The sequence below is a fragment of the Amycolatopsis alba DSM 44262 genome (genome assembly GCF_000384215.1).
Lineage (GTDB): Bacteria > Actinomycetota > Actinomycetes > Mycobacteriales > Pseudonocardiaceae > Amycolatopsis > Amycolatopsis alba.
The window spans coordinates 4,097,706-4,118,117 of the sequence record NZ_KB913032.1 but is presented as its reverse complement, the minus strand read 5'-3'; the positions used below and the strand labels follow the sequence as shown (position 1 = coordinate 4,118,117).

Here is a 20,412-nt window from a genome sequence, read left to right as displayed (position 1 = left end):
GCCGACCGGTGTCCGGGGCGCGCTCAATGCGCGGTCAAGGCCTTGCGCCCGGCGCGGCGTTCCCGGAGGAACAGCTCGCGGCGCTCGATCTCGCCGAGGCCACCCCAGATGCCGTAAGGCTCCTGGACCGCCAGCGCGTGCTTGCGGCACTGCGCCAGCACGGGGCAGGTGTGGCAGATCGCCTTGGCACGCGTTTCGCGCCGCTCGCGGGCCGAACCGCGCTCGTTGTCCGTGTGGAAGAACAAGCTGCTGTCGGCGCCTCGGCACGACCCACGGAGCTGCCAATCCCACTCTTCCGCCACCACGTTGGGCAGCCGGCTCACGTCAGCCACGTCGGTCCCCGCCTTTCCAGGAGATCGTTTGTCCCCGGTTACATGCCCGCCGCCTGCGCGAGTCAAACGTGGGTTTGGTTTGCTCACACTCCGGGCAATCGACGACTCGGCAGCGCAGCTCGAGAGAGGAACACACGTGGTGGACAACACCCCGCCCAGCGGGGAGGGCGCTCAACTCATCGAGGTACGCACGGCCGCGGTACCGCACGTGGTACCGACTCTCCGGACGATCGTCGCGGACATAGCGATGCGCCAGGACTTCGACCTGGACGCGGTCGAAGATCTCCGGATGGCGGTGGACGAGGCCTGCTCCATGCTGCTCCCCTCCGCCGCCGACGGCAGGCTGAACTGCGTTTTCTCGTGGAAGGACGGACGGATCGAGGTGACCGTCTCGGTGCTTTCGGACTCCCCGGAACCCGACGACGAGACCGGTCTGTCCTGGCAGCTGCTCACCGCGCTGGCGACGTCCGCGCGGCGGAGCGTCATCCCTGCCGACGGCGGCTACCTGTCCAGGGTGGAGCTCATCCGGGAGAGCGAGGCGGCCCGGCCGTGACCGAACCCGTCGAGCAAGACGGCGCGGACGTCCCGGCCCTGTTCGAGCGCATGTGCGCGCTGCCCAAAGACGCTCCCGAACGTGAACCGCTGCGGGACGAGCTGGTGCGCGCGCATCTGGAACTCGCGCGCAACCTGGCCCGCAAGTTCCGTAACCGGGACGAGTCGATGGAGGATCTGGTCCAGATCGCGACGATCGGGCTGATCCACGCCGTCGACCGGTTCGACCCAGGCCAGGGCAGTGACTTCCTGGCCTTCGCGGTCCCGACCATTTCCGGCGAGCTTCGGCACCATTTCCGCGACAACAGCTGGTCGGTCCGGGTGCCGCGGCGGCTCAAGGAGCTGAACGCGAACATCTCGGCCGTGCGCGAGGAGCTGACGGTCCGGCTCTCCCGCGCGCCGAAGCCCAGTGAGATCGCCACCCATCTCGGTATCCCGATCGACGAGGTCTACGAAGGCCTCCGTGCCGGCCAGGGCCGCTACGGGACATCGCTGGACAACCTCCTGGAGAACTCGGCGCACACCCGCTTCGGCGAGGCGGACGCCAACCTGAGCCAGGCCGAACTCCGCGAGGCGCTGCGGCCGATGCTGGAACGGCTGCCCGACCGCGAGCGCAAGATCGTCGCGCTGCGGTTCGGGTCCGGGATGAGCCAGTCGGACATCGCGCGCCGTGTCGGTGTTTCGCAGATGCAGGTGTCACGGCTGCTGGCCGCCACGCTCAAGAAACTGCGTGAAGGACTGACCGAGACAGAACTCACGGACGGACCCTGATTCGACCTCGACCCTTGTGGGTATCTGGGAGGCGAACAGCGGATCTGGGAGTCTCTCGTGAGGGGAGGTGCGGAACCATGACGATGTCCAAGACGCGATCGGAGGGCACGTCGACGGTGGTCTCCCTGCCCCTGCCGGTCGATGTGACGGCCCCCGCGGTCGCGCGGCAAGCGGTACGGGCCACCCTGTCGGGTCTCGGCCTCGACGGCCCGGAGGTCGACGATGTCCTGCTCGCGACTTCCGAGCTGGTCACGAACGCTTTCGAACACGGCGAGAAGCCGGACAGGCTCGACGTCGAGTACGCCGACGGCAGGCTCACCCTGCGGGTCTACGACTCCGGCTCGGGCAGGCCGAAGCTGAAGGAACCTTCGCCGATGGCGGCGCGCAGCCGTGGTCTTCAGCTGGTGCACGCCTTGTCGGACGACTGGGGATTCGAGCCGTGCAAGGGCGGCAAGTACGTCTGGGCTGTGTTCAGCCTTCGCTGAGCCTGAGCGCGGCGTCCGTTTCGGCGATGCGTTCCCGGAGTGATTTCCGCTCCAGCGCTTCGACGGCGGCGACCAGCACCTCCCTGAGCGGGTACGGCAGTTCGGCTTCCAGCTGTTCGGCCGCGGCGCTGGTCGCCGCCCACTCGGCTTCGAGCGTCGGCATCAGCCCGAGCGTCTTCTCGGTCAGCGAAACGATCCTCTGCCGGGCGTCGCGTCCCGGCCTGAGCGAGACGAGATCCTGTTTCGCCATCTGCGCGATGGTCTGGCTGGCCGCGGAGTGCGTCACGCCGACCTCGGCGGCGAGGTCGCGGATGGCCAGCGGCCCGTGCGCGACGATCGCGCGGACGAACGGGGTGAACCGCGGGCGGTAGTCCCCCAGTCCGATGTCCTCGAAGAACGCGGAGACGTCCGCTTCGGTCATTTCGAGGACATGCCGGAGCAAGGTACCCATCCCTCGTTCGCGCGGCGGCCTCCCCATCGGCGGATCATAACGACATAATTTCCGGATGACGCCCGAAGAGCTGCTGACGACCACCCGAACCGTCCGCAAACGACTGGACCTGACCCGCCCGGTCCCTCTCGAACTGGTGAAACACGCCCTGCAGGTCGCGCTGCAGGCGCCGAGCGGGTCGAACACGCAGCGTTGGCACTGGCTCGTGATCACCGATCCCGGCCAGCGGGCCGAACTCGGCAAGCTCTACCAGCGGGCGTGCCGTGACTACCTGGATTCCCCTCGGGCGGCGGGGAAGCTGTTCGCGGACGACCCTCAGCGCTCGAAGGTGCAGAAGCGCGTCGGCTCCAGTGTCGAGTACCTGGCCGACCGGATGGGCGAGGTGCCGGTGCACGTCATCCCGTGCCTGGAGACGGAGAGCGCCGAGCTGCCCGCCGGCAACCAGGCCGGGCTGTGGGGGAACCTGCTGCCCGCGGTGTGGAGCTACATGCTGGCGGCGCGGGCGGTCACGCTCGGCACGGCGTGGACGACGCTGCACCTCGCGTACGAGAAGGAGGCCGCGGAGATCCTCGGCCTGCCGGAGAACGTGCACCAGGCCGCGCTCATCCCGACCGCTTTCTACACCGGCGACACCTTCAAGCCCGCCGCGCGTCAGCCGCTCGAAGAGGTCATGCGCCTGGACCGCTGGTGAGATAGGACTCCAGCCGGTCCGCGAGGGCCTTGGGGTGGCTCAACGGCACGGAATGCGAACCATCGATCTCGTCGGGCGCGAATCCGAGCCTGTCCTGGACGACCCGGCGCAGGAACTCAGGCGGGAAGAACTGGTCTTGCCGCGCGATGAGCACCTTCGTCGGGACGTCCGGCCACTTTTCCAGCGGCCAAGGCTGTCCCCATTCGGCGCTGACCTGGTTCCGGGCGTGCGAGCCCGCCTCCGCGACGATGTCCGCGGGGACGCCGTTGTAGAACTGCTCTTCCTCGCTGAGGCTCTCGTCGGACTTGAAGCCCGTGTTGCCCCACCAGTCCCCCGGTGTCTCGCCCGGCTTCGGGATCATCGCGGTCAGCATCACGAGCAGCCGCGCGGAAAGCTTCCCGGCGACGATCGGCGCGGTGAAGCCGCCGTAGGAATGGCCGAGCACCACGAGGTCCCCGCGGTCCCCGATCGCGTTCACGACCGCGTCGACGTGCTCGGGGAAGCCTGCTTTCTCGTCTTCGATCGGCAGGTTCACGGCCACGACGTCATGGCCGCGACCGGTCAGTTCCGCCTCCAGGAGGTGGAAGTCCCAGGCGCTGCCGCCACCGCCGTGGATCAGTACGAAGGTCGCCATCGCCCCAGCCAACCCGAAGCGGGCGAGATCAGCAACGACCGAGCATGTCGCCGAGTGCGCTCTTCTCCGCCGTGGTGATCGTGAGGCCGTAGTAGTGCTTCACGGTGATCCAGTCGGTGGCGTAGGTGCACCAGAACGAGACGAGCGGCGGCTTCCACTGGTCCGGCGCCTTGTCGCTCTTCTCCTGGTTGACGTTGTCGGTGACGGCGAACAGCTGCGGCCGGGTCAGGTCGTTCGCGAACTGGCGCCGCTTCTCGTCGGTCCACGACTTCGCGCCGCTGACCCAGCTCTGGGCGAGCGGGACCATGTGGTCGATGTCGACGTCGGTCGCCTTGGTCCAGGTCTCGCCGTCGTAGATGCTCGTCCAGCTGCCCGACGTCGGGGCGCAGTCGGAACCGGTCTTGACGTCCTTGCCGTCCCGCTTGAGCACGAACTCGCGGGTGTTGCAGTTGTTCCCCTGGTTGTCCCAGTGCGGGTACTTCTTGCGGTCGTAACCGTCCATCGAACCGCGCGGCGCGACGGTGAGCTCGTCCAGCTGCTTGCGCGCGTCGGCGGCGCTCGCGGTGTTCTCGGACTTGGGTTGCAGCGCGTCGCCCTTGCCGCTGACGAACCAGAACACCGCGAGCACGACGGCGCCGAGGGTGATCAGCAGGAGCAGTCGCTGAGCCGTGGTCATCTGCCGGGTACGCGTGGCCACCGCGCGATTCCTCTCGACGGGGATGGGGAGAGTCCCAGTATCGCCGTACCGCGTAAGGAAACCGGGAGCGACACGGCGATGACAGCAGGTAGTTGTTGTCACATCGGGGCCCTGAGCAGCGACTACCCCTGGGACGCTGCCGGAAGGAGCGGGCTTGTGGGCGCCGAAAAACGTAAGTGGAACACCAGGGTCGACGACTATCTGAACCGTAAGGCCGCGGAACGCGGGCACGTGATCGCCATGGCACGTATGGGATCCACCGCGCTGGAGCGCGGCGATCTCGACGAGGCCGAGGTGTGGTTCCGCAAGGCCGCCGAGGGCGGGGACAGGGTCGCGATGGGCAACCTGGCGCACCTCCTGCGCGAACGTGGCGTACCCGAACAGGCCGAACGCTGGTACCGCGAGGCCGCGCTCGCCGGTGATTCGCATGCCATGGCGCATCTGGGAAATCTCTGTGCGCGACGCGACGATCAGGACGCCGCCGAGGACTGGTGGCGACGGGCCGCCGTCGAGGGCAAGGTCGAGGCGATGGCGGAACTCGCGCGGGCGCTGCACCGGCGCGGCGAGCTCGAAGAGGCCGAACGCTGGGCGGGCGAGGCCGCCGAAGCGGGCAACGTCGACGGGATGATCACGCTCGGCGCCCTGATGTGCGACACCGGCCGCACGGTCGAAGCGGAACCCTGGTGGCGCAGGGCGGGCGAAGAGGCCGACGCGCCGTCGCTGGTCAAACTCGGTCTCAAGGCCGAGCGACGGGACGACCTCACCCGCGCCGAAAGCTGTTTCCACGCGGCCGCGGCCGCCGGCGCACCCGAAGCCGCCGTCCGCCTCGGCCTGGTGCTGCACCGGCGTGGCGAACTGGAGGAGGCCGAACGCTGGTACCTCAAGGCAGCCAAACGGGGCGACGCCGCGGCGATGACGAACCTGGGGGTGCTGGCCAACGACCGGCACGATCCCGGCGAGGCCACCGCCTGGTACCGGAAGGCCGCGGAACTGGGCAGTGTCCCCGCGTACACCAACCTCGGCAGGCTCGCCGCCGAGCACGGCAACTTCCAGGAGGCCGAACACTGGTTCCGCGCGGCCGCCGACACCGGTGACCAGGCCGGGCAACGGGATCTGGAGGAGCTGTACCGCAATTCGGGGGTGCGGCACCGGCGGGGTTATTAGGCCTGCCAGTTCCGCATCGCCGCGAATCCCTCGCGCAGCCGCTGGAGTTTGCGGCTGCGGTACGGGTCCTCGCCGTCGTCGAGCCGCCACCGTTCCTCGACGCCGGCGCGGAACACCGCGAGCCCCTCGAAACCGAGCCCGGTGGTGAAGTCCGCGATACTCACGTCGACGCGGCCCGAACCGTCGAGATCCAGGCGTAGCAACCACTCCGCGAGTTCCTTGGGCTCCGGCGGCGTTTCCGCGCAGGCCTCCGCGTACAACGCGAGCGCCGCGCGGACCTCCTCGCCGAGCGCGCCGAACGAGTCCTCGACGAAGTCCAGCGCCTCGACGACGAGTTCGACGACACGGCACAGCAGCGGCGCGTCCATGAGTTCCTTGGCGGTGGCGAGCACCTCGCGGACCTTCTCGGTGTACGCGAGCGTGCCCTGGAACCCGACGAAACCGCGCAACCGCAACGTTCCCTCGACGTGCCGCCGCAACGCGCCGAGGTCTTCGCGGCCCGCCTTGAGCGAAAGCTTGCGGAAGAGAACGGGGTCCTCGTTCGCGTGCCCGACCAGTAGCTCGACCAGCTCGGCGCGGTCCAGGGTTTCGACGTACCCGCGGATGTCGGCCGCGCCGCCGTCCACCACCCCTTCGAGGACCAGCAGCCCGACGGCCACGCAGTGCTTGCAGAAGAAGCCGTCCGCCGCGTGCGGGCAGGAACACTCGCCGACGAGCTCGCCGCCGACGTCGCGCAACCGGACCGTGTACCGGTCTGTGCCGCTGACCACCGCCGCGACCCCGCCCGCGACGTCGTCCAGCGCCTCGACCGACTCCAGGTACTTGGCCCCGCGCGCGAACGAGACATCACCGGCCTGCCTGCGGAGTTCGTCCTCGCTGAACCACGTCACCGCCCTATTGAACCCCTTGGGCCGGCGGCCCGAGGAACAACCCGCCGCTCGCGTCGAGGACCTGCCCGGTCACCCAGCGGGCGTCGTCCGAGGCGAGGAACGCGACGACGTCCGCGATGTCTTCCGCGGTGCCGAGTCTTTGGTGGGCGGTGAGGGTTTCTATCGCTTTTGTCAGCTCCGGCGTGAAGATGGCTTCGTTGTCGGCGGTCCTGGTGGCGCCGGGCGCGACGACGTTGACCGTGATCCCGCGGGGTCCGAGCTGGTGGGCGAGGGTGCGGCTCATCGTCTCGAGCGCGCCCTTGGTCATCGCGAAGGACGTCTGCGCCGGGTTGGCCATCCTGGTGGCGACCGAGGAGACGTTGATGATGCGGCCGCCGTCGTTCATCGGTGCCCGTTGGATGAGGAAGTACGGCGCCCTGACGTTGACCGCCATCAGATGGTCGAAGTTTTCAGGCGTGTCCGTCTCGATCGGTCCCGCCGGCTGTGCGGCCGCGTTGTTGACCAGGATGTCGAGGCTGTCGATGCCCTCCAGGGCTTTGTCGACTCCCTCCATTGTCGACAGGTCTCCCTGACTGCTGTCATGCCTTCGGACTTTGACGCCGTCTCTTTCGAGCCGCCGCGCGATCGCCGCCCCGATCCCTTTGGACGCCCCTGTCACCAATGCCGTCTTCATACTGTTAGTTACTACCACTTTGATAGTCTCTACCACATGAACCTGCGAGCCCGCCAGCGCGCCGAAACCCGGCTCCTCGTGCAGACACACGCCGTCCGCCTCTTCACCGAGGTCGGCTACGACGCGACCACCGTCGCCGACGTCGCCGCGGCGGCCGGCGTCTCGGCGATGACGGTGTACCGGCACTTCCCGACGAAGGAGGACCTGGTCCTCTACGACGAATACGACCCTGTGACCGCTTCGGCCGTCACTGCTCAGCCTGCTGGTCCTCTGTCTTTGCGGATCGGGCGTGGTTTGGAGTCGACTGCGGCTCTGGGCACTTCTGAGGAGAAGGCGTTCCTGCTGGCGCGGCTGCGGCTGATGATCTCGGTGCCGGCGCTGCGGGCGCGGCATCTGGACAGCCAGTACGCGACCGCTGATGCGATCGTGGCTGCTCTCGGTTGCTCTTCGCCCGAGGAGGAGTTCCGGGTGCGGGCTACGGCCATGGCGTGCCTGGGGGCGGCGCATGTGGCGCTGATCCGGTGGGCTGAGACGAACGGAGACGGCGACCTGCCGGGGTTGATCCGAAAGGCCCTGACCAGTGTCTTTGGGGACTAGTGGACCGCCCCAACATGGTGTTGCGAGTATGTGGGTGTGAAGCTGGAGGCATCAACGGGCGTCCGGGCCAGGATGAGCAAGCAGAAGTCTCGGAACACTCGAATCGAGATGGAACTGCGCAAAGCCCTGTTCGCCCGCGGGTTGCGCTACCGCGTCCACCGCAGGCCGGTGAAGGGTGTACGTCGGGAGGCCGACGTCGTGTTCGGTCCCGCGAAGGTCGCGGTCTTCGTGGACGGTTGTTTCTGGCACGGCTGCCCGGAACATGCGACATGGCCGAAGAACAACGCTGATTTCTGGCGTACGAAGATCGAAACCAATCGCCGGCGCGACCTGGACACCGACGCTCGCCTTGCCGACGCGGGCTGGCTGGCCGTACGGGTGTGGGAACACGAAGCAGTCGAAGCCGCGGCCGCCCGCGTCCACGAAATCGTGCTCGACAGGCGGCCGGGCTGACACTTCGGTTCACACCCCAGAGGCTTGGAAGTATCCAGGCACCTCTCCGGAAGGAGCGCCGATGAGCAGCGTGCGATCCAGGAAACTGTTGTTCAGCTCGCAACTCGTTTCGGGCAACAACACACACGCGTGACATGCCGCGAGGTTGACGCTGTCCGCACCACTGGCACCGGATTCCATGCACAAGGGGTCGTTCGAGCACCACGAAGCCCGAGCGAGCGCAGACCTCAGCGTTTCGGAAAGGCTTTTCGGATCGCCCTGGGCGACGATGCCACCGAGGCTGCCTGCCGAGTCGCTGGTTGCGGTGTAGAGAAGGATGCCGGCCATCGACTCGTTCGCGTACAGACGCTCCCGCAGAGCGGACGCCGGGTATCCGCCGTCAAGGCTCCACTCGTTGATCAGGACGTGGGCCAAGGTATGGAGCAGCACGAAACGTGGGGACACCGGTGATCCGGACGCCTTCGCCTTCGAGTCCGCCGGTGTTCGCTCACGCAGAAGCGCGAGATGATTCAGCCGCATCTGCTCGACCTGCTTGATCACCTCGGGCTTGGTCTCCCACGCCTGCAATCGGTCTTCGTCGAGCCTGAGGAACACCCCCTCCCCCTTGACCTCGATCGCAGGCAGCCAGTTGATGTCAGACTGATGAAGTGCGGCAAGTCGATGATCAGGTTCACTCTCCAAGGGTGCAACGCCGCGGGTGAATCCCTGCAACGCCCGAACTTCGCGCAGGCGCTTCACCAACATGATTTCGACGACGCCCAGTTCGCGCACTGGCGCGATATCACCTTCGGGCCTTTCGCAGATGAAATCTTGCCGTTCGGCCGAGTGTCGCTCCGGATTGCCGTTGCGCAAGCGTTTGTATTCCTGCTCCCGCAGGCCGGCATAGAGGTCATCCGAACCAGCTTCAGCCCCGGCCGACGCAGCCTTCTGAGCGGCTATTTCACGCGCGATGATCACCACCTCCTCGACGGTCGCCTTATTTCTTTTGAGAAGCGCAGGACGCTGCTCAAAATGCCAGCGGATAACACTTTCCGGCGCATCGAGCAACTTCTCTTGCACGAGCAGCTGGTGAATGCCTTCACCCCACGGCGGAATCGACAAGGCGCTTCGCATCACCGGATGCCATGCCGACGATGAACCTCGCTGCATGGTTCGAGGATGACGGGCACACGGCTGCGGCTTGGCTCCGCCGAGCCACGGACGGCGTCCCTCGCAGCGAATTCCCAATTCTTTCAGCGCCTTGACACGGAACGCACCCTCCATCGAAACACTCTGGACGCCACACGAACAGCTCACGACAACGGATCGGAGAGACGCGGCGCTGCCTTCCGTTTTCAGCGTCAATTTCCCACCACAGAAGCCGCTCTGCAACGCGTTTCCCCGATGGACCCACTTCCAGTAGGGGAAATCATCTATATGTCCGTCGTCGCACGCGAGGACGAATCGAGAGGGGACCAGGTCTTCGTCACAGTCGGGACAACGAGCACGTCCCGGCAGGCAATTGAATTCCTTGTAGGACTGGAGGGCATTGCAATCCGGACAAGAGTAGAATTCGGGGAATCGCCGTACCCGGACACCGTCGATCCCGTACTCGGGATCAGGTGCGGGAGGCAAGCGAAAGAAATCGATGCCGGGAAACGCGTTCGCAAGCCTGCCTTCGTTGATTATCGGCGCATCGTCGATGTTCCACGAGTCGATCCCGGAGACGATGAACGACTCGTTTTCGACTGCGATCATCGCTCCGACCCCGTACGTGGTGACGAGCTGGGAACGCCGCACCGCACCGAGTTTGCGCGCCCGCGGACGAGCTGGGCCACCGGAGCCACGGCCCCTGGAGGATGGAGGAGGAGTCATCCGTTCGTCCCTACCGTTTCTCGAGAAAAAGTGTCGACTCGGCATCGACATCGCGGAGACTCCAGAGCGTGTCCCAGCTCCTGTCGTCTTCGCCGCTGTCAAAGCTCTTCAGCAGTGAAGGCTGCCGGGTTCCCCGCTTGGGCTCATACACCAGACCTGGCTCGTCCTCCGCTTTCTCACGCCACCAAGTGATGAAATCGTCGAAGCACTCCTCTGCCGCTTTCAACTCCTTATGATCGACCGACTCGACTCGGCTCAATATCGCGGGTCGGACGGTCGAGTTGATCTCGGGCAGGAAGGTCTCGATGTCGGCGGCCGCGTCGTTGGGAGACGCCTTCGTGATCGTCAGTCGGGTGAGCGCGACGACGACCGCGTGGAAGCCACGGTCACGAGCGCGAGCAGAGAAGGGCGTCACACTCGTCGACTCCACCTCACGGTAGAGAGCCGAGTGGAAGCCGGGGAAGTTCTCGTAATGGGATCGGTCTCTCGAACGCGCCGAGTTGAGCATGACGGCGATGAGGCCGGGATGCTGACGACCGACCCGACTCGTCGCCTGGATGTACTCGGCCGTCGTCTGCGGCTGCCCCATGACGGCCATGAGACCGAGCCGGTCGATGTCGACCCCGACGGAGATCATGTTCGTCGCCAGCAGCAAATCCAGAGCCTTGTCCTCCGGCAACGTACGTTTGAGCAATTTCAGATAATGGGGAACGGCGCTCGAGTCCGCACGACTGCTCAGTTCGATGTGAGCCTTTATGGACCGCGCCTTGTTCGAATCCCGCTTGGCCAACAGCTCCATGCGATCCTGCACGTCGTCGAGTACCTGCAGTTCGGCCGCCGAAAGAAGGCGCAGGCTGTTGAAGTATCCGACGAGCGTCCAGTAGGCATCACTCACCGCGAGGTCGGTCGCGGTTCGCGACACGGCATGGAACAGGGCCGCATAGGTCCTGACGAGCAGAGTCGCCTGACTCGTGGCAGGCGTGAGCAACCCGATGTAGCGTCGAGATGCCTTGTCCGACCGCGGGGTTTCCACCGCGAACCACGAGTCCCGCGCGTCGAGACCCGCAGGCGGGAACTGGGCCAACTTCCGATCGAACAACGCTCCCACCTGCCCCGACGCACGCCGGATCGTCGCGGTCGAGGCGACGACCTTGGGCCGGTCCGCCAAGACGTCGACTGCCGTCTCGTAGAGACCGGTGAGAGTGCCCAGAGGCCCGGAGATGAGATGCAGCTCGTCTTGGACGATCAGTTCCGGTTTCCGCACCTCCGTACCGAGATCGCGGTTGAACAGGGCAGCCGTCTCGGGTCGCCAAGGCATGGAGGCGAATTTGTCCACTGTGGCGATGACAAGTGTCGGATGGGCGTCGTACACGGCCTCGTCCACGAGATGCACAGGCAAGCCCGCGTCACTGTTGAACTCGCAGTCGCCGTGCGGGCAACGGACGATCATGCGAGCCGCTCGAAGACGTACCTTGTAGTCGGTGGCGCTCAAAGGCTCTCCGCACCATGGACAGGAGTGAAGCTGCACCGGGTTTTCCTTCTGCAGCGGCTTGTCCGGTTTCGCCCGCAGCTCGTCGAGCCTCGCCTGCGCCCGATCGAGCTTGTTCGGGGTCGCCGACCTCCCCACCCACATGCCGATCGACACGGGAGTGGTGCCGAGGTCACCCTCGCTCCGCTCGGCACGAACCCGCTCCATGGCACAGATCAACGCCGCCGCACGCTCGAACTGTTGGAGAGTCAGCAAGCGCAGGGTGTAGCGCATCAACACGGTCACGCCTCCACCGTGCTCACCATCGCGGAGACGGCGGAGGAAGACGGTGAATGCCACAAGGCCGAGATAGGCCTCGGTCTTGCCACCACCGGTCGGGAACCACAGCAGGTCGGCGATCTCCCGATCCTCATGGTGCGGATCGACGATGCCTTCCAGGCAAAGCAACATGAAAGCGACCTGGAAGGGGCGCCACTGGCCTGCTTCGGGATCGGGCGAACCCGCTCGCCCCTTTTCGATCCAGTCGGCCCGGCCGCGTTGGCGGCTCATCGCCTGATTCGCCAGACGAAACGCCTCGAACGGCAGCGGCTGTTCGGGATCCTCGAGCAACGCGACTCCGCGCCGCATCCGCTCGAGCGCTCGGGTGCAGAACTCGATCTGCCCTCGCGCGACGTTGTCGTATTCCGTCCCCTTCAGCTCGAGCATCTCTCGCCGACGGTCCTCGATCCAGTTCGAGTACCCGTCGAGCAGGCCGCCGAGAGCCTCGCCGACCTCTTCGACGCTTCCATTCCCGAGCCGATGCATCCCGAGTGCGTCGGCGTCGATATCCGGGTTCGAGTCGGTCAGGAGCACCTCATGGCTGGGCATGAACTCCGTACGGACGGACGAAACCGCAGCACGTGCGTGCATGGGAGTCCGGATCGGCGGAGCCGTCCAGTCCCAGGCGACCGAGCAGCCGTGACCGGTGGCGAAATTGGGCGCGTGCCGGTGCAACAGCCGACTCAACGCGTGTTCGTCGTCGACCGCTTCGAGCAAAGCCCTTCGCTCGACGAACGGTCGCGTTCCCTCCGTGCTGAATACCTCCAGCTCGGACTGGAAGAAACAGGCTGCGTCCTGCAGGGCGTAGACACCCACGCGGCGCGTATTGACCAGGGTCACCGTCACCGACACCACGCCGTTGACGTCGGCAGGCCGGACCAGTGTGCGTAACTCGAGTTCATTGCCGAACTCTGTTCCGGACATTCCTGGCTTCGTGACGTCGATCTGCACCGGCCCGAACTCGACAGGTAACCGACGCCAGCGTTCCCGCTGCTCCTTGATGCTTCGGGCCTCGCCGCGATGCGGCTCGACAACCCTGCCCTCTTCATCCTCGGGTACATACGTCGCGACTCGGACTTTCGCGTACACGACGGCCGCGACATCGGCATCGACTGCGAACGTCATGCCCATCGAGGAAGGTTTCCGCTGGTTGGCCAGCGCGATCCCGAGGTCGGTTTCACCTTGCTCCGGATCATCACCGCGGACGATGTCCGGCGGCGTGTCCACCCCGTCCTCTTCGGCAGGCTGGTCCGACTCCTCGATTTGCGGGAACAGGACACCGATGGGGTACGCCGTGACAGGGGCATCGGAGGCCAAGACCTCCTCCGCACTTCCCTCCGGACCGAGCAGGTCCGCGCGCAAAGCGGCACGAAGTTCGGTGCGGAGTGCATAGTGCGCCGCATGGCGGGAGGCGGTCACGAGTGGTCATGTCCTTCCGGGAGTCGATCGGCGTGGGTCCAGTCGAATCGGCCGAGGCCGCACAGACGAGGAGCGAGCCATACGCCGCGGTCGCCGAGGCCGTGGCGTTCGGTGAGAGCGCCGGGGCCGACGACCGATTCCACGCAGTCGACCTGCAGGCCGGTGATCCGACACGGCCATCGCTCCACGCGGAAGTTGGCCGATTGCTTGAGCAGGCGCCACAAGTCATGTCGAAAGCTTCTCGAAATCTCGCCGATGGGCATTCCCTCGTGGACGATTCCGTACGGCGGTGTTTCGGTGTCCGACGACGGCAGATCGTGAAGCCTGTCGAGACTCACCAAGTCCCCCGGTCGAACGGAACCGACCAGGTACTTCTGCGCGGCCACGGGATCGGCCCCCGGCCCGTGTATGCGGGCCGGCGCCTCGTGGCACACGTCGGTCTCGATGCTCTCGATGCCGGCACGGACCCAATTCTTGTGACCGGTCGCGTACCAACGCGCGATCGGCTTGTAAAGCTGCTCGCCTTTGCGCAATGCCCAGGTCTTGGGGCCTTCGACACGAAACAGGTCGTCGCGAGGACGTGTCATCGCGACGTACAGAAGCCGCGCCTCGGCGGCCAGGTCGGTCTCGTCGGTACGGCGCTGCTCTTGTGCGGTGAAGCCGGCGACCAGCACACGGTCGAACTCCAGTCCCTTGGCGCGATGAACCGTGGACACGACGATGGACCGGGAAGGCAACGCCGTCAGGTCGTCCGGCAACCGGCTGTCGGCTGTCGCTCGGCGCAGGGCTTCCGGGTCGAGCCGGTTACGAGCTGCTCCCGCGACTGTCCTCAACGAACGCCACGTTTCGGCGACGTCGAGATCTCCGGGCGCGCTGAATTCGGGTACCAGCTCTTCGAATCGTTCCTGGCTCAACGTCGCCATGCCGGTGGCACCGATCAACCCCGCCACCCAGGCAGGTGCGGCGCCCGACCTGGGCGACCTCTGGATGCGGTGTGGTACTCCCAGTTTCACCAGCTGCTCGGCCATCAACAGAACCTGAGCGTTGTCACGGCACAGAATCGCCGTCGTGCCGTTGAAGTACCGCAAGGAATCCTGCGCGAAGGGTGTATCGAGCCCCCCGAAGAGCGGAAGGGTGGCGAGGCATGACCGGAGTTGCGGGAGACAGGCCACCGCCTCGTCGTCGTTCCGCAACTGTGCTCCGAGAGGCAGCGCCACCCGCGCCTCGGCGGTACGGGCACGGAAGTTGTCGTCCAGCACCACTTCGTGGACTTCGTCTCCGAAAGAACCGCGCACCCAGCTGAAGAAATAACCCGTCTCGTCCGCCCTCTCCTGCGGGTCCGCCACCTGAAAGCCGTAGATCGACTGGGCTGTGTCACCGACGACGGTGAAACCGATGTCGGGGAAGTGATCGAGAAAGCTTTCGACCATGTCGCGCCGCAACCCGACAAGGTCCTGCACCTCGTCGATGATGACGTGGGCGGGCTTGCCTCGTTCGGTGTTCTCGACGGCACCGTTCAGGATTTCCTGTCTGGCCAGCTCGATCCGATCGTCGAACGTCATCCTCGCCAGCTGTTCGGGCAGGTAGCCCACTTCGGACAGAAACGATGACGCCCAGCTGTCGAAGGTCTGGGCACGCACTCGTCTGCCGGCGACCGCGTTCCGCCCCACCCTGCCGCGCAGGACCTGAGCGGCAGCACGGGAAAACGTCCAGATCAGGATCTCCGAGGCCCCGATTCCCTCGGCCTTCATCAGGTGCTCGACCCGATGGACCAGCGTGGTGGTCTTGCCCGCCCCCGCTTGCGCCGGGACCAACACCTTGGCGTCCCGTGTGCTGGTGACGACTCGTTGCTGAGCAGGCGTGAGTGTGAATCCGACGTCCTCTGGCGCCATCACCCTCGTCCCTTCTGCCAGAGGTACTCGAACTTCGTGAACGCGAGGTCCTGGCGGAAGTTCGTGATGTTGTCACGCACGTCGAGGATGAGGCAGCTGTCCTTGCCACCATTGCGGGTACCACGCAACCCCCGCCCGATCATCTGCTGATAGTCGTTGGGGCTGTACACAGGCCGGGCGATGACGACAGCACGGGTTGCCGGCGCGTCGAATCCTTGGGAAAGAACGCCGTAGTTGGTGAGGACCCGAATCCGTCCCTTCCGGAAGGACTCGATTCGCTGCCGCCGCTCCGGCGGCGGAGTCGCGGAGTCGATCGCAGCGGATCGGATACCTCGATCGCCGAGCTTGGCTGCCAGGAACTTGGCATGGCTGACCGACGTCGCGAAAACGAGAACCGGCCAGTCCTCCGGCAGAGCCGCGATTTCCTCCAGGAGAAGCTTGTTGCGGGCATCGTCTTCGGCAAGGCGTTGCTCCGCCTTTCGAGGAAGGAAACCCGTGATCCCGCTCAGCTCGTCAGGGTCCAGCACGATGTCCGCACCGGACAGCTCGCGATGTTCCACCCGTGCGAGCACTCCGCGATCCTGCAGGCTGACAATCGGTTCGCCGGAGAAAATCCCGTCGTCCAGACGCAGGTTGCCGAACCTCTGCACCAGCCGTCTCGTCAGCTCCGCGTCGGTACGGAACGGCGTCGCCGTCAGACCCACGAGGTGACGCTCGGTCTCACGATGGGTAAGACCGAGCTGCTCGAAGATCAAGGTGTACTCGCGGGAAATCGCCATGTGAGCTTCATCGACGAAAACGATCGAAGCGTTGCGCAACCAAGCGTATTCATCCGAGCCCAAGCAGCTTCGCAACTTCGCGTCCGTTGCGACGACAAGGTGCGGCCGACCGGTGACGGGCGTCGCGGAGTTCGACGTCCACAGGCGGTCGATGACCAGCGACCGCTCGGGGCCGACCTTCTCCCAGACATGCTTCCAGGACTGAACAGCCTGCTCACAAAGTTCACTGGTCTGCGCGATCCACAGGATCGGCCCATCGGGGACGCCGTCCTCCCGCACCCACCGGATCGCGCCCTCGGCCGCGACACGGGTCTTCCCCGCTGCCGTCGGCAAGCTCAACATTCCCCGTTCGGGGACCTCGGCCCGCAGCAGCTCGGTCAGTCGGATCGCGAGAACCTCCTGGTAGTCGTGCAGCACGGGGAACGCGGTCGGACCGTCGGCCTCCTCGCGCATGGGAGGAGCAGGGATCCGAACGCCGGCGAACGAGTCGGGGAGGCCGAGATCGGTCACGAACCGCAACGCCGCGGGGCCTCCGTCGAAATGGGTCGGAGCGGTCTCGAAACGCTCGGCGATGTCCCTCGCGTGCACTCGGAGCACACCGTTGTCATGCGCGTTGTACGCCATCTGAGCGAGCCTGTGGCCATCCGGCTCCCGGCCTGTTTCCGACTCTTCACTTGCGACCAGACCGGTCGGCAGCCCTTCGCGCAGGTTGTCCTCTCCCACCAGGAGAACGATCTTCTCGACCAGACTGTCGCTTTCCCGGATCGTCGCCAGTCGGGCTTGGACAGCACTGTTCTTTTGCTGATCGCGGTGTGCCTCGAGGACTCTCCGGCACCCGACGACGCCAAGGTCCCAACCGAATTCCTTGTCTGCCAAGACGAGAACATCCTCGGAAGACGTGTCTTCCGGAACAAGCACCGTGTTGTCCTGCCGAGCGCTTCGCAACGCGGTGGTTCGCGTGCCTTGAGGAGTTCTGGTCATCTCCTCGAGCTCGCTGCACCACTGCAGCCGCAGTCCCTGGACCGCCATCGCACCCAGACGCTGCCGAAGCGGCGGGTATTCGTCGCTGATCAAGGTGGCAGGCCTGCTGTAGACCGCGCGCAGGCGCTTCTCGACGACATCGGCCACCCTGCGCATGCCGAGCTCACGGACCATGAACTCGACCTGGTCGATCTGGTCCGGGGAATCCACCAGTACAGCGGGATGACTCTCCTGGACCAGGGTGGCGTACTCGTCATCGGTCGTGGCCACCGCGATGTCACCCCGCGGCCGCAGCTCCCACGCCTGGCCGACTTGGCAACGCATGGTCTCTTCTCCCTCGACGAGATCGGAGGCGTACCGCGAGAGCAAGGCGTACGCGTGACCGACGAACCTCTCGTCAGCGCTCACCCGCACACGTCCGAGGAACTGGGACCACCGCCACGGCTCCAGGTCGTCGACGGACACGGTCATCCCCAACCGCCGGGCTTTGTCCGGACTGATGTCCGCGACGGGGAGCGCGGACGCGAACTCGCTCAGCTGAGGTCCGACCGCTTCGCTCACGGCGACGAGCCCCGTCGAGGTCTCGACCATGCCCTGGTTCCGCAGCAACCAATTGACCGGCGACAGCACCCGTGCCCTGGTGCTCACCTTGGCGCCGATCTGCCTCGTCCAGTGTTCGATCAGGCCCTCGTCGGGCATCGTCGACAGGAACGCGGCCTTGCCTTCGTCGGACAGCTTGTGGAACAGGTGCAGCGGTCCGGCTGTCGGAGGACCTTTCAGTACCACCGTCTGAAGCTGCACCCTGCTCGCGGTCGCCTTCAGCGTCCGGCAGTAGTCGTCATGCGCCCACTGGTGGTACTCCTCGAACCAGCCGTTCGACGGCGGTCGATGGCCCGGAGTCGGCCGGTCCGTCATGCCGAGTTCCCGCAGAGCGGCCAGATCGTCGGTGTGGAATCGGACATCCACGGTCATGCGGGAGTCACGCGAGCCGTCCTCGGGTACGACCGGCCCCGGCAGGAGGCATGACTCGATCGGACGGAAGACCCCGGCCATGGTCATGACCCGGAGTCCGGCCGACTTGTCCTTGACCACGTTCACGAGTTCCACGCCGCCCGCCGCGTTGAACAGCTCCCAGAACCTGGTCCACTGTTCTGCGCCGTAGCCGGAGAACCCCTGGTCGAGGACGCTGCGAAAGCGTCCCTCGGCATCGGCTTCACGGATGCCGAGCCGGTCGAGGTCCCGGAGGATCTTCGGGTCGCCGGAGATCCTGCGATCCACGTACACCAGGTCGTCCTCGAGACCGTCTTCGTCGTTGAGTCGGAAAACGCGGCCGGCTGTCGGCGCGACGAACTCACCGCCTTCGGTCAGGACGACCTTGGCCGTCCTCGCCGAAGCCGCGAGCTGAAGGCTCTTGACGTCTTCGTCCGCGAGTTCCTCGAAGTGCGCCACGATCCGAATGGCGGCGACGGAAGCCTCCGGCGTCCCGTCCTCGACGAGAGCCTCCAGCCATGAGACGACGCTCTCGGTCTCTGCACCCGCCGCGGCGAGGACGTGGCTCACCTTTCCCCGACGCAACCCGGTCAGGTCCGCCGACCCGTGCAGCCAGTTCTTCGGCCTGCCTGGATAGTCGGCCCACAGCATCAGGGCCGCTTGGCCCAACTCCGGATGGACGCGCAGATCGGCGGGTTTGCGCAGGACCCCGTCCTGATCGGGAAGCGAAGGTCGGTCTGCCGCGAGTGCCCAGACCTTCTCGGTCAGGTACTCGCACGCCCAGTTCGGCGACTCTTTGGCACGTCCGGGCAGCAGCGGCAAGTACGCGGCAGGGTCTTCGGCCACCACCAGATCCGGCAGCGAAGAAAGCACAAGTTCGGCGGTGGCGTCGAACAGCTCGACGTTGAGCTCGCTTCCGGACAGGAGGTGCTGCCGGTCCTCGTTGGTCTTCCACGCGGCATTGACGACGCCGCTGAGTGTGGTCGCGTACTCGGTCGGGAAGTAGGCCCAGAACTCCCCCCGCTCATGCGGCACCTGACACACGGTCTGTCCGCGGTCGTTCTTCGTGACCGAGTACTCCGGAACAGCCCACGACATGTCGATCACGACACGGTCGTGCAGTTCACCCGCACCGAGTCGCGTGCGCTCGCTGACCTGGTGCTTCCGGGAAAACACGCGGTACCGCTCCGAGCGCGATTTCCGACCGCCACGGGCCTCGTGGATCACGTGCCGCACGCCGTCGTGCTCGACGGTGATCTCGCGACGGACGACCGGCAACTCCCGACGGTCCTCGAGCACCATCTTGCGGACGTGGTGCGAGAACACCTGGAAGAGGCGAGGGAACTCGATGATGTCCTTGCCGAGCAGATCACTGACGCCGGTCACCAGCGGCAAGCGGACGACGGTGGCCGCTCCCGCACTCATCAGCTCGTCGAGGATCGGGTCGGACGAGCGATGCCTGTCCTCGTCCAGCGGCCAAGCGAGCCTCAGCACCGGAGTGTCGCCCACCGTTTCCAACGGTTCCTCGCCGTTCTCCACCCGCGCGGCGTTGACGGCCGTGAGGATCTCCTCGGCGGAACGCTCCGCGTCGAACCCGAACGCCCCTGACCGGCTGAAGAACTGCGGAGTGTCGGTCACGGTCAGCACCGACTTCACTCCGACACCGAAGCGACCGATCTGACCGCCGCTCTTCTGCGACACCCCCATGCGCAGGATGGTGTCCGCTCCCTGCTCCGAGATGGGCGCACCGTCGTTCGCGCAGTACATATGGGTTTCGGTGAGAACGACCTGGATCGTGCCGTTCCGGTGTTCGAGCGCCCGCATCTCGTCCGCACCGTTCTGCACCAGCTCGTACACCTGGCGTTCTCCGTAGCCACCCTGATGGATACGACGCTCCGCGTTGGCGTCCTCCTTGATGCGATCGGGGTCGAGCGCGTAGGTCCTCAGTGCCAGGCTGTCCAGCCTGGCGATCATGCCGAGCACGGCACTGGCCGCGCGGTCGATCATCGCCACTTCTTCTCGCTCCTTGAGCGACGGGTTCAACGACCAACGTCGCCTTGGTCCTGAGTCGGATCGGGGTTCGAGGGCGCGGCACACCGTCGCGTGTCGGACACCTCCGATACGCATTCGGGCACGGTGGAACTACGACCCGACCACGGGCCGCGCTGGGATTCGATCGTGCGTGGGCAGTCAGTGGACTGTCGCTGCCCGAGTCCCTCCCCGTCGGGGTGAGTCGCCACTCCGAACCGCGCGTCTGCCTGTCGGAGTGATGAGGTGAGTAGTCATACTTTGAGTAGCCA

At 65.9% G+C, this 20,412-nt stretch carries 17 protein-coding genes; 7 read left to right on the top strand and 10 right to left on the bottom strand.

What is annotated here, in order from left to right; translation table 11 throughout:
- Nucleotides 1-23 precede the first annotated feature (23 nt).
- Nucleotides 24-332, bottom strand: a complete 309-nt coding sequence (locus AMYAL_RS0119550; protein WP_020632994.1) for a WhiB family transcriptional regulator — start codon at nucleotides 330-332, stop codon at nucleotides 24-26.
- Nucleotides 333-468: 136 nt separating this feature from the next.
- On the opposite strand from AMYAL_RS0119550, the gene AMYAL_RS0119545 reads away from it, so the two are divergent.
- From AMYAL_RS0119545 to AMYAL_RS0119535, 3 genes are all read left to right on the top strand, one after another.
- Nucleotides 469-885 (top strand): ATP-binding protein, encoded by a 417-nt coding sequence (locus AMYAL_RS0119545; RefSeq protein ID WP_020632993.1) that lies wholly within the window; start codon nucleotides 469-471, stop codon nucleotides 883-885.
- Entirely contained in the window at nucleotides 882-1,655 is a 774-nt protein-coding gene (locus AMYAL_RS0119540; protein WP_020632992.1) for a SigB/SigF/SigG family RNA polymerase sigma factor, read from the top strand. Before AMYAL_RS0119545 ends, AMYAL_RS0119540 begins: the two co-directional genes overlap by 4 nt.
- Before the next feature lie 77 nt (nucleotides 1,656-1,732).
- On the top strand, nucleotides 1,733-2,140 hold the full coding sequence (locus AMYAL_RS0119535) for an ATP-binding protein (protein WP_020632991.1): 408 nt from the start codon (nucleotides 1,733-1,735) through the stop codon (nucleotides 2,138-2,140).
- On the opposite strand, the gene AMYAL_RS0119530 is transcribed toward AMYAL_RS0119535, so the two are convergent.
- On the bottom strand, nucleotides 2,127-2,591 hold the full coding sequence (locus tag AMYAL_RS0119530) for a MarR family transcriptional regulator (protein ID WP_020632990.1): 465 nt from the start codon (nucleotides 2,589-2,591) through the stop codon (nucleotides 2,127-2,129). The genes AMYAL_RS0119535 and AMYAL_RS0119530 overlap by 14 nt on opposite strands.
- 55 nt (nucleotides 2,592-2,646) lie before the next feature.
- On the opposite strand from AMYAL_RS0119530, the gene AMYAL_RS0119525 reads away from it, so the two are divergent.
- Nucleotides 2,647-3,282 carry a nitroreductase family protein gene (locus tag AMYAL_RS0119525; RefSeq protein ID WP_020632989.1) on the top strand — a complete coding sequence of 212 codons (636 nt, stop codon included), beginning with the start codon at nucleotides 2,647-2,649 and terminating at the stop codon, nucleotides 3,280-3,282.
- On the opposite strand, the gene AMYAL_RS0119520 is transcribed toward AMYAL_RS0119525, so the two are convergent.
- The gene (locus AMYAL_RS0119520; RefSeq protein WP_020632988.1) at nucleotides 3,260-3,916 is read right to left on the bottom strand and encodes an alpha/beta fold hydrolase; all 657 of its coding nucleotides are present in this window, start codon (nucleotides 3,914-3,916) and stop codon (nucleotides 3,260-3,262) included. The two genes, AMYAL_RS0119525 and AMYAL_RS0119520, sit on opposite strands and share 23 nt — an antisense overlap.
- Before the next feature lie 28 nt (nucleotides 3,917-3,944).
- Entirely contained in the window at nucleotides 3,945-4,613 is a 669-nt protein-coding gene (locus AMYAL_RS0119515) for an HNH endonuclease family protein (protein ID WP_026467249.1), read from the bottom strand.
- Between the two features lie 156 nt (nucleotides 4,614-4,769).
- On the opposite strand from AMYAL_RS0119515, the gene AMYAL_RS0119510 reads away from it, so the two are divergent.
- Nucleotides 4,770-5,777, top strand: a complete 1,008-nt coding sequence (locus AMYAL_RS0119510; protein WP_020632986.1) for an SEL1-like repeat protein — start codon at nucleotides 4,770-4,772, stop codon at nucleotides 5,775-5,777.
- On the opposite strand, the gene AMYAL_RS0119505 is transcribed toward AMYAL_RS0119510, so the two are convergent.
- Nucleotides 5,774-6,667: an SWIM zinc finger family protein gene (locus tag AMYAL_RS0119505; protein WP_020632985.1), complete on the bottom strand. Its 894-nt coding sequence runs from the start codon at nucleotides 6,665-6,667 to the stop codon at nucleotides 5,774-5,776. The genes AMYAL_RS0119510 and AMYAL_RS0119505 overlap by 4 nt on opposite strands.
- A 4-nt stretch (nucleotides 6,668-6,671) precedes the next feature.
- Complete coding sequence (locus tag AMYAL_RS0119500) at nucleotides 6,672-7,340, bottom strand: SDR family oxidoreductase (RefSeq protein WP_026467248.1); 669 nt, start codon at nucleotides 7,338-7,340, stop codon at nucleotides 6,672-6,674.
- A gap of 36 nt (nucleotides 7,341-7,376) precedes the next feature.
- Here AMYAL_RS0119500 and AMYAL_RS0119495 point away from each other — a divergent pair, with 36 nt between their 5' ends.
- Together AMYAL_RS0119495 and AMYAL_RS0119490 are read left to right on the top strand one after the other, a co-directional pair.
- Nucleotides 7,377-7,937: a TetR/AcrR family transcriptional regulator gene (locus tag AMYAL_RS0119495; protein WP_020632983.1), complete on the top strand. Its 561-nt coding sequence runs from the start codon at nucleotides 7,377-7,379 to the stop codon at nucleotides 7,935-7,937.
- A gap of 72 nt (nucleotides 7,938-8,009) precedes the next feature.
- Nucleotides 8,010-8,390: a very short patch repair endonuclease gene (locus tag AMYAL_RS0119490; RefSeq protein WP_039794054.1), complete on the top strand. Its 381-nt coding sequence runs from the start codon at nucleotides 8,010-8,012 to the stop codon at nucleotides 8,388-8,390.
- Nucleotides 8,391-8,399: 9 nt separating this feature from the next.
- Here the strand turns inward: AMYAL_RS0119490 and drmB are convergent, their stop codons facing one another.
- Genes drmB through AMYAL_RS0119465 form a run of 4 tightly spaced genes read right to left on the bottom strand, consistent with a single transcriptional unit; the run spans nucleotide 8,400 to nucleotide 20,119 of the window.
- On the bottom strand, nucleotides 8,400-10,244 hold the full coding sequence (gene drmB / locus AMYAL_RS45995; protein WP_039794053.1) for a DUF1998 domain-containing protein: 1,845 nt from the start codon (nucleotides 10,242-10,244) through the stop codon (nucleotides 8,400-8,402).
- Between the two features lie 10 nt (nucleotides 10,245-10,254).
- Entirely contained in the window at nucleotides 10,255-13,470 is a 3,216-nt protein-coding gene (locus AMYAL_RS0119475; RefSeq protein ID WP_020632979.1) for a helicase-related protein, read from the bottom strand.
- Nucleotides 13,467-15,362: a UvrD-helicase domain-containing protein gene (locus AMYAL_RS45990; RefSeq protein ID WP_020632978.1), complete on the bottom strand. Its 1,896-nt coding sequence runs from the start codon at nucleotides 15,360-15,362 to the stop codon at nucleotides 13,467-13,469. Before AMYAL_RS45990 ends, AMYAL_RS0119475 begins: the two co-directional genes overlap by 4 nt.
- Nucleotides 15,362-20,119 (bottom strand): DEAD/DEAH box helicase, encoded by a 4,758-nt coding sequence (locus AMYAL_RS0119465; RefSeq protein WP_039795599.1) that lies wholly within the window; start codon nucleotides 20,117-20,119, stop codon nucleotides 15,362-15,364. The genes AMYAL_RS45990 and AMYAL_RS0119465 overlap by 1 nt, the downstream gene beginning before the upstream one ends.
- Between the last annotated feature and the right edge of the window lie 293 nt (nucleotides 20,120-20,412).